Annotated in this window: 5 protein-coding genes; 3 read left to right on the top strand and 2 right to left on the bottom strand. The window is 55.8% G+C overall.

Annotated elements, in window-relative coordinates:
- Positions 1–1,348: autotransporter outer membrane beta-barrel domain-containing protein (locus F457_RS13335; RefSeq protein ID WP_018980576.1), on the top strand; the 1,348-nt coding region annotated here is incomplete at its 5' end.
- 180 nt (positions 1,349–1,528) lie between these two features.
- On the opposite strand, the gene rdgB is transcribed toward F457_RS13335, so the two are convergent.
- Together rdgB and rph are read right to left on the bottom strand one after the other, a co-directional pair.
- Complete coding sequence (gene rdgB / locus F457_RS0107790; protein WP_018980575.1) at positions 1,529–2,152, bottom strand: RdgB/HAM1 family non-canonical purine NTP pyrophosphatase; 624 nt, start codon at positions 2,150–2,152, stop codon at positions 1,529–1,531.
- Between the two features lie 5 nt (positions 2,153–2,157).
- A complete protein-coding gene (gene rph / locus F457_RS0107785) occupies positions 2,158–2,865 on the bottom strand; it encodes a ribonuclease PH (RefSeq protein ID WP_018980574.1) in 708 nt (235 codons plus the stop codon).
- Positions 2,866–3,036: 171 nt separating this feature from the next.
- On the opposite strand from rph, the gene F457_RS0107780 reads away from it, so the two are divergent.
- Positions 3,037–5,571 carry a penicillin-binding protein 1A gene (locus F457_RS0107780; RefSeq protein ID WP_018980573.1) on the top strand — a complete coding sequence of 845 codons (2,535 nt, stop codon included), beginning with the start codon at positions 3,037–3,039 and terminating at the stop codon, positions 5,569–5,571.
- 39 nt (positions 5,572–5,610) lie between these two features.
- Positions 5,611–6,742, top strand: a protein-coding gene (gene prfB, locus F457_RS0107775) for a peptide chain release factor 2 (protein ID WP_156809400.1) whose coding sequence is annotated in 2 segments (ribosomal slippage) — positions 5,611–5,679 and positions 5,681–6,742 — 1,131 coding nt in all. Because the reading frame shifts where the segments join, the coding sequence is not laid out codon by codon here.
- Positions 6,743–7,045: the final 303 nt, after the last annotated feature.

Here is a 7,045-nt window from a genome sequence, read left to right as displayed (position 1 = left end):
CCAGAACCAGAACCAGAACCAGAACCAGAACCAGAACCAGAACCAGAACCAGAACCAGAACCAGAACCAGAACCAGAACCAGAACCAGAACCAGAGTACAAGCAGCAAAAAGCTGCCAGCAGCTTCTACCCCCACGAGCAAGCCCGCAGAGAGCACAACGAACACTAAATATCAGCCTAATTTCCGCCTTGCTTCATCCTCGCGCAATCAAGATGCTGCCGCTGATGGGCTGAGTGCGCTTGTCGTCGCGACACATGGTGGCGGTGCATTGGGAGATGCGCTGGTCAATCTCACACGCCCTCAAGCGCATCAAGCCCTCTCTGCTCTGTCAGGCGAAGCCTATGCCAGCACGCGAACAGCGATGATTAATGAGAGCTATTACCTCCGTAATGCACTCATCACACGTCTTGATTGTGTTACAAATGACGTGATCTGCAACACACAAGACGCGGGTTATCGTCAAAAAGGCAACCCTCATGCATTGAGTGTCTGGGGCGTTACGTATGGGAGTGTTGGTGGCAATGCTGGCGGAAACGGCACCTCAAGCATGAACCAAAGCTCCGTCGGCTGGATTATGGGCGCTGACACCACCCTCCAACACTGGCGCGTCGGTGGGATGTTAGCTTATGGACGCAGCATGTTCTCTGATGCCAGCGCGCATAACTCTTCCAGCCACGCTAATAATGCAAGCATTGGCCTTTATGGGGGGCGCGCTTGGTCGGTCGGTGGCTTAACCCGTGATGCGGCACTCACCCTCAAGCTAGGCCTGACCTATAGCTGGGATATGATTAACACCAATCGTTCTATTCGCTTGCCAGACTATCAAGAAAAAACACATAGTAATTATCGCGCAGGAACGGCCCAAGCCTTTGGTGAAACAGGCTATCGCTTCACACTCCATGCTCATCACACGCCTATTGCTTTGGAACCTTTTGTGCGGATGACCTACCTCAGCACACAATATGGGTCTTTCCACGAGCATGGCTCTCTGGCTGCCCTCCGGGTTAAGGGCCGCAACGATAATATGGGTTACGCAACATTCGGCTTAAAAAGCTCAACGCGCTTTACTCTGGGCGCCGTGGCCATTGCCCCTCATCTAAGCGCAGCCTACCGATATGGTTTTGGGATGACCCGCACAACAGCCCATGCGGCTTTTGCCGCAGCAGGGCAAGACGCTACAATGATGAGCGTGGCAGGCACGCCAATTTCCGCCAACACTGCCCTGCTCAACACAGGCCTTTCAGCCCAGCTGGCGCAGCGTCTGGATGTCAGCGTGGATTATATCGGCCAATATGGGTCACACATCACCAGCAGCGGCGGCTTCGGAAGCGCAACATACCGTTTCTAATTGCGTCACATTGAAACATTTTTGACAGAAAGGCTGAGAAGAACGCTCTTCTCGGCCTTTTCTCTTATGTAAGGGCAACACACCCTTACTCGTGATGCACCACCATCAGGTCTGTTATAGAAGAACACCCCATTTCGATACGCCCTGCGAGCACCTGACAGAACGCTTCATCATCACGTATCAACGCGTCACACAGTCCGCTAGAAAGCGCTCCATCGCCTGTCCACGATGGCTGAAACGGTTTTTCTCTGTCTCGCTCATCTGGGCAAAGGTGCGCGTTTCTCCCTTGGGGATGAAGATCGGGTCATAGCCATGGCCATGCTCGCCCTGTGCTGGGAAGCTAACCGTGCCTTCGCAACGCCCATGAACCATGCGGTATGTGCCATCTGGCCATGCCAGACACAGCACCACGACAAAAGCCGCCCGTCTATCGTCAGAGCCCGCTTCAGCAAGTTCACGCTCAACCCGGCCCATCGCGACCGACATGTCCCGCTCAGGCCCCGCCCAGCGGGCAGAATACACACCCGGACGATTATCGAGCGCGACAACACAGAAGCCTGAATCATCAGCCAAAGCCGGCAGTCCCGTCGCGGTCGCGGCGGCGCGCGCTTTAATCAGCGCATTGCCCTCAAAGCTATCGGCATCTTCAACAGGTTCTGGCAGGTTTAGCTCAGCAGCCGAGCGCACCGTGATGCCACTCGTGCCGAGAAGAAGCGCAAACTCGCGCAACTTTCCCGCATTATGGCTTGCTAGAACAATCTCCGCCCCATGAGCGAGGCGGCGGGTTGTGTCCTCGCCGCTCATCGCTCTCAGCCTTCCAACGCTTTGCGCTGTGCGTCAAAGAGCTCTTTGGTGCCCTTCTGCGCAAGCGCGAAAAGCTCCATAAATTCTTCTGGGCGGAAAGGCTTATCTTCTGCCGTGCCCTGCACCTCAACAATGCCACCATCGGCCGTCAGGACGAAGTTTGTATCGGCCTGTGCTGTGCTGTCTTCGTCATAATCAAGGTCTAGCACCGCACCGGCTTTGGTCAGCCCGCAGGACACGGCCGCTACTTGACCCGTCAGTGCTGCAGAACGGCCCATGCTTTTAAGCGCCTGCGCCAACGCAACCCATGCCCCCGTGATAGACGCGCACCGTGTGCCCCCATCCGCATTCAGCACGTCACAGTCCAACGTGATGGAGCATTCACCCAGTGCTTTAAGATCCACACAAGCGCGCAAGGAACGACCAATCAAGCGCTGAATTTCCTGCGTACGGCCAGACTGCTTACCCTTGGCGGCTTCACGCAAACCGCGCGTATGCGTAGCGCGGGGAAGCATCCCATATTCCGCCGTGACCCAACCTTGGCCTTTCCCGCGCAAAAATGGCGGTACGCGTGTTTCGACCGACGCTGTGCACAGCACCTCCGTCCCGCCAGCACGGATCAACACCGACCCTTCTGCATGGTGAGAAAAGCCCGGCTCAATAGAGAGGGGGCGAAGTTCATCAACGGCACGACCGGAAGGGCGTTGAGACATAATGGAGGCATCCTTAGGAAAGTTTAATCTTTTCGTGACAGTATCACAGCCCTATCCCTCCTCATAGAGGGCGCGGTTTTTCTAAGGAAATGCCCCTAAAGCCTTTCTTAAACGCAACGCGTGCAAGACCGCTTCCCGTCTCTGTAAAGCCCGTGTTATGAACACATCATTATGACGCGTTCCTCTCTCCGCCCTGATGGCTCCGCCTCGCCAATCCGCACACCACGTTTTCGCCGTGTGCGTGTTTTTCTTGCGACTGTTTCAGCCCTAGCCGTCGTAGGCTTTGGCGGAGCGCTGATTGCTGCGTATGGGTTCTATCTCCATATCAGCGCAGACCTCCCCAGTGTGGATGCGCTGAAGCAGTATCACCCCCCTGTGGTCAGCCGCCTTTATACCGCTGATGACACGCTGATGGCCGAGCTGTCCCATGAGCGGCGCATTTACGTGCCCATTAGCGCCATTCCCCCACGAGTGCGGAACGCCTTTATCGCGGCGGAAGACCAGAATTTTTACAGCCATGGCGGGGTGGATTACTTCGCTATTGCACGCGCAGGCTTAACCGACCTCGTCGCCCGCCACGGCAAGCGCCCTTTAGGGGCCTCCACCATTACGCAGCAAGTCGCTAAGGTGATGCTGCTGAACAATAATGTGTTGAGCATTACCCGCAAAGCACGCGAGGCCCTGCTGGCCATGCGGATGGAACAGGCGCTGCCCAAAGACCGTATTCTCGAAATTTATCTGAACGGCATTTACCTCGGCAACGGCGCATATGGGGTCGAAGCCGCCGCACAGACCTATTTTGACAAATCGCTTGACCAGCTCAGCGATGCAGAAGCCGCTATGCTGGGAACACTGCCCAAATCCCCTAGCAATTATAACCCGTTCCTCCACCCTAAAACCGCTCTCTGGCGGCGGAACTGGGTGCTGGATCGGATGAGCGACATTCATATTATCTCTGTTCAGGAAGCTGAAGAGGCCAAGCAAGAACCGCTCGTGCCTCAAACACGCCGCCGTTTAGGCCCGCTTTCCAACTCTGAATGGTTCGCAACGGAAGTCCGCCGCCAGCTCATCGCCCGTTATGGGGAAGACCAAACGGCTGAGGGTGGCCTTGATGTTCATACCAGCTTAGACCCTCACCTTCAGCAAGTCAGCACACGCGTTCTGCGCAATGGGCTGATGCAATATGACCGCTCTCATGAAGGCTGGCGCGGCCCCGTTGGTCATTTGATCGATTCGCCACAATGGGAGGACGACCTTCCCAAACTAAAAGCACCTTTGGGGATGCTTCCCTCATGGCGCCTTGCTGTCGTCCTCTCCCCAACGGGGGACGTCGGTTGGCTGGAAAACAAACAGCCCCGCCACGCTATGTTGCGTAAAGAAGACCTGAGCTGGGCCCGCCGTCGTCACCCTCTCACCGCAGGCGATGTGGTGATGGTTGAACCGCAAAGCGATCATGACAGCGCCGCCTTGCAGCAAGTCCCCCGTGTGCAGGGCGCAACCGTCACGATGGATGTCCATACAGGCCGTATCTTGGCCATGGTCGGTGGTTGGTCGTTTAAACAAAGCTGGTTTAACCGCGTGACACAGGCCCAACGCCAACCGGGCTCGTCCTTTAAGCCGCTCGTCTATCTCGCCGCGATGGAACGCGATATTTCGCCGTCAGAAACATTCGACGATTCGCCCATTTCCTTTGGCGATTGGCACCCGCAAAATTACGAGCATGATAATTGGGGCCCCACGACGCTGCATGATGCCTTGCGCGAAAGCCGCAACCTCGTCACGATCCGCGTTGCAGCCCATCTAGGCATGGATGCTGTAGGGGACATTGCCGTTCGCTCCGGTCTTGTTGATAAAATGCCACCTTACCTCCCCTCCGCCTTGGGAGCTGTGGAAACGACTGTGCTGCGAGAAGCCGGCGCTTATGCCGCCATTGCGAATGGTGGGCATGTCGTTAGCCCAAGCGTCATTGATTATATCCAAAACCCAGATGGACAGGTCATCTGGCGCGCGCAAGACCCCGCTAAAGCGCTCACAACAGAGACAGGGGTGCCCCTCCTGCATGACACACGCCCCGTCCTTGTCAGCCCGCAAAGTGCCTACCAGATGCAGACGATGATGCGCGATGTCATCCGCCACGGGACGGGCATCCGCGCGGGGATCGGCATTGACCGGCCCATTGCCGGCAAAACAGGCACCAGCCAAGATTACCGCGATGCGTGGTTTGCTGGCTTCTCCCCCGATGTCGTCACGGTTGTGTGGATCGGGTACGACACACCCCAATCCTTGGGGAAAAACGAAACAGGCGGGCATATTGCTGGGCCGATCTGGAATGAGATCATGAAAGCGGTGTTCGCCACCCGCCCACGTCTCGACTTCCCTACGCCTGATGGGATGACCTTAGCCCATTATAACACGGGCCGGATCTCCGCTGTTGATGCGTTCAAACCGGGGCAAATCCCCGGTGCTTCTGTGCCCCTTCACGGCTTTGGCTCTGGCACGCAGGCTCTTACCGCTGCGGATACGGGAGCGGATATGCTCCCCGACTCTGAAAATGACATGCCCGGTAGCACACCAGCACCAGACGCGAACACGCCGCTGCCTCCTCCCTCTGCCACACCATCTGATGGCTCACAGAGCACGCCCAACACGCCACCACCAAAGAATGGCGGCGAAGGTGGTGACATTGGCGTAGGAGGGCTGTACTAACGCAAGCCTAACGCTAACCTTTTTTCTGGAGAAAGACGGATGTCGGCTGAGACCGAAGCACTCTCCGAGCAGATCAAGCAGTCCGTGGCGCTGCTGAGGAGGCATCTTTGACTGGGATGTCTCCACAACACGCCTTGCCGAACTGAACCATCAAAGCGAAGACCCCGACCTTTGGAACAATCCTGAGGCCGCTCAGAAACTGATGCGCGAGCGCACCATGCTCGCCAATCAGATTGAGGGCGTTCAGCTGATTGAGGAAAAAACGCGCGATACGCTCGACCTTGTCGAACTCGCTGAAATGGAAGACGATACGGCCGTCGTAACCGAAGCCATCGCGACCTTAAAAGAACTCTCCGCAGAGGCCCAGAAACGCGAGACAGAAAGCCTGCTCTCCGGTGAAGCTGACAGCAATGATTGTTATCTGGAAGTCAATTCCGGGGCTGGTGGCACAGAGGCGCAAGATTGGGCGCTGATGATGCTGCGCATGTACACGCGTTGGGCCGAAAAACACGGCTATAAAGTCACGCTCATGGAAAATAGCGATGGCGAACAAGCCGGTATTAAGTCCGCCACCATCCTCGTCAGTGGCCCCAATGCCTATGGCTGGCTGAAAACAGAAGCTGGTGTGCACCGCCTTGTGCGTATCTCACCTTTCGATGCCGCCGCCCGTCGTCAAACCTCCTTCGCCTCTATCTGGGTGTACCCCGTTGTGGATGACACCATTGAGGTGGAAGTGCTGGATTCTGACCTCCGCGTTGATACGTTCCGTGCCTCTGGGGCTGGTGGACAGCACGTTAATAAGACGGATTCAGCGATCCGTATTACCCATATCCCAACCGGGATCGTGGTCGCCTGTCAGACGGATCGTTCCCAACATCGTAACCGCGCCACAGCCATGGAAATGCTCCGTGCTCGGCTGTACGAAGCAGAGCTGCAAAAGCGTGAGAACGAAGCCGCCGCGAACGAAGCTGCCAAAACCGATATTGGCTGGGGGCATCAAATCCGCTCCTATGTGCTGGCGCCCTATCAGCTGGTCAAAGACCTCCGAACCAACATCGAGAAAACCAATCCAGATGCTGTTTTGGATGGAGATCTGGATGCGTTCATGGCCGCCTCATTGGCCCAACGTGTCAGTGCGACACGCTCACAAGCCAGTGCTGATGCCCAATAAAGTCGCCTAACGAAACGTTATTGCTTTAAGAGGGGGTGTAAGGAGATTCTCTTTACACCCCCTCTTTTATGGCATTTTTATGAAGTTTCATGACGTTTTTGTGCAATCAAAGAATAAAAAAAATAGCACAGATCACGGTCATTATAATACACAGTCAGAACGTGTTCGAAATGTTAGAAAACTGGGATTTCTTTCCATTCATACGCGTTGTCCCCACTTTTCAAAGAAACGATTTTTGACCAAAAAAGATCTATGATCGCGTCCACAACGCTTGACAGAAAAGCCATTGATCGGCCCAACTTG

Origin of the sequence: Saccharibacter floricola DSM 15669, assembly GCF_000378165.1 — a bacterium.
In the GTDB taxonomy this organism is placed as follows: Bacteria; Pseudomonadota; Alphaproteobacteria; order Acetobacterales; family Acetobacteraceae; genus Saccharibacter; species Saccharibacter floricola.
Note: the sequence above shows the minus strand (reverse complement) of the source record. Positions and strands in the feature narration are given on the sequence as shown.

Coding starts and splice junctions, on each gene's coding strand:
- rdgB (WP_018980575.1), bottom strand. CDS start 2,152: ATGAGCGGCGAGGACACAACCCGCCGCCTCGCTCATGGGGCGGAGATT.
- rph (WP_018980574.1), bottom strand. CDS start 2,865: ATGTCTCAACGCCCTTCCGGTCGTGCCGTTGATGAACTTCGCCCCCTC.
- F457_RS0107780 (WP_018980573.1), top strand. CDS start 3,037: ATGACGCGTTCCTCTCTCCGCCCTGATGGCTCCGCCTCGCCAATCCGC.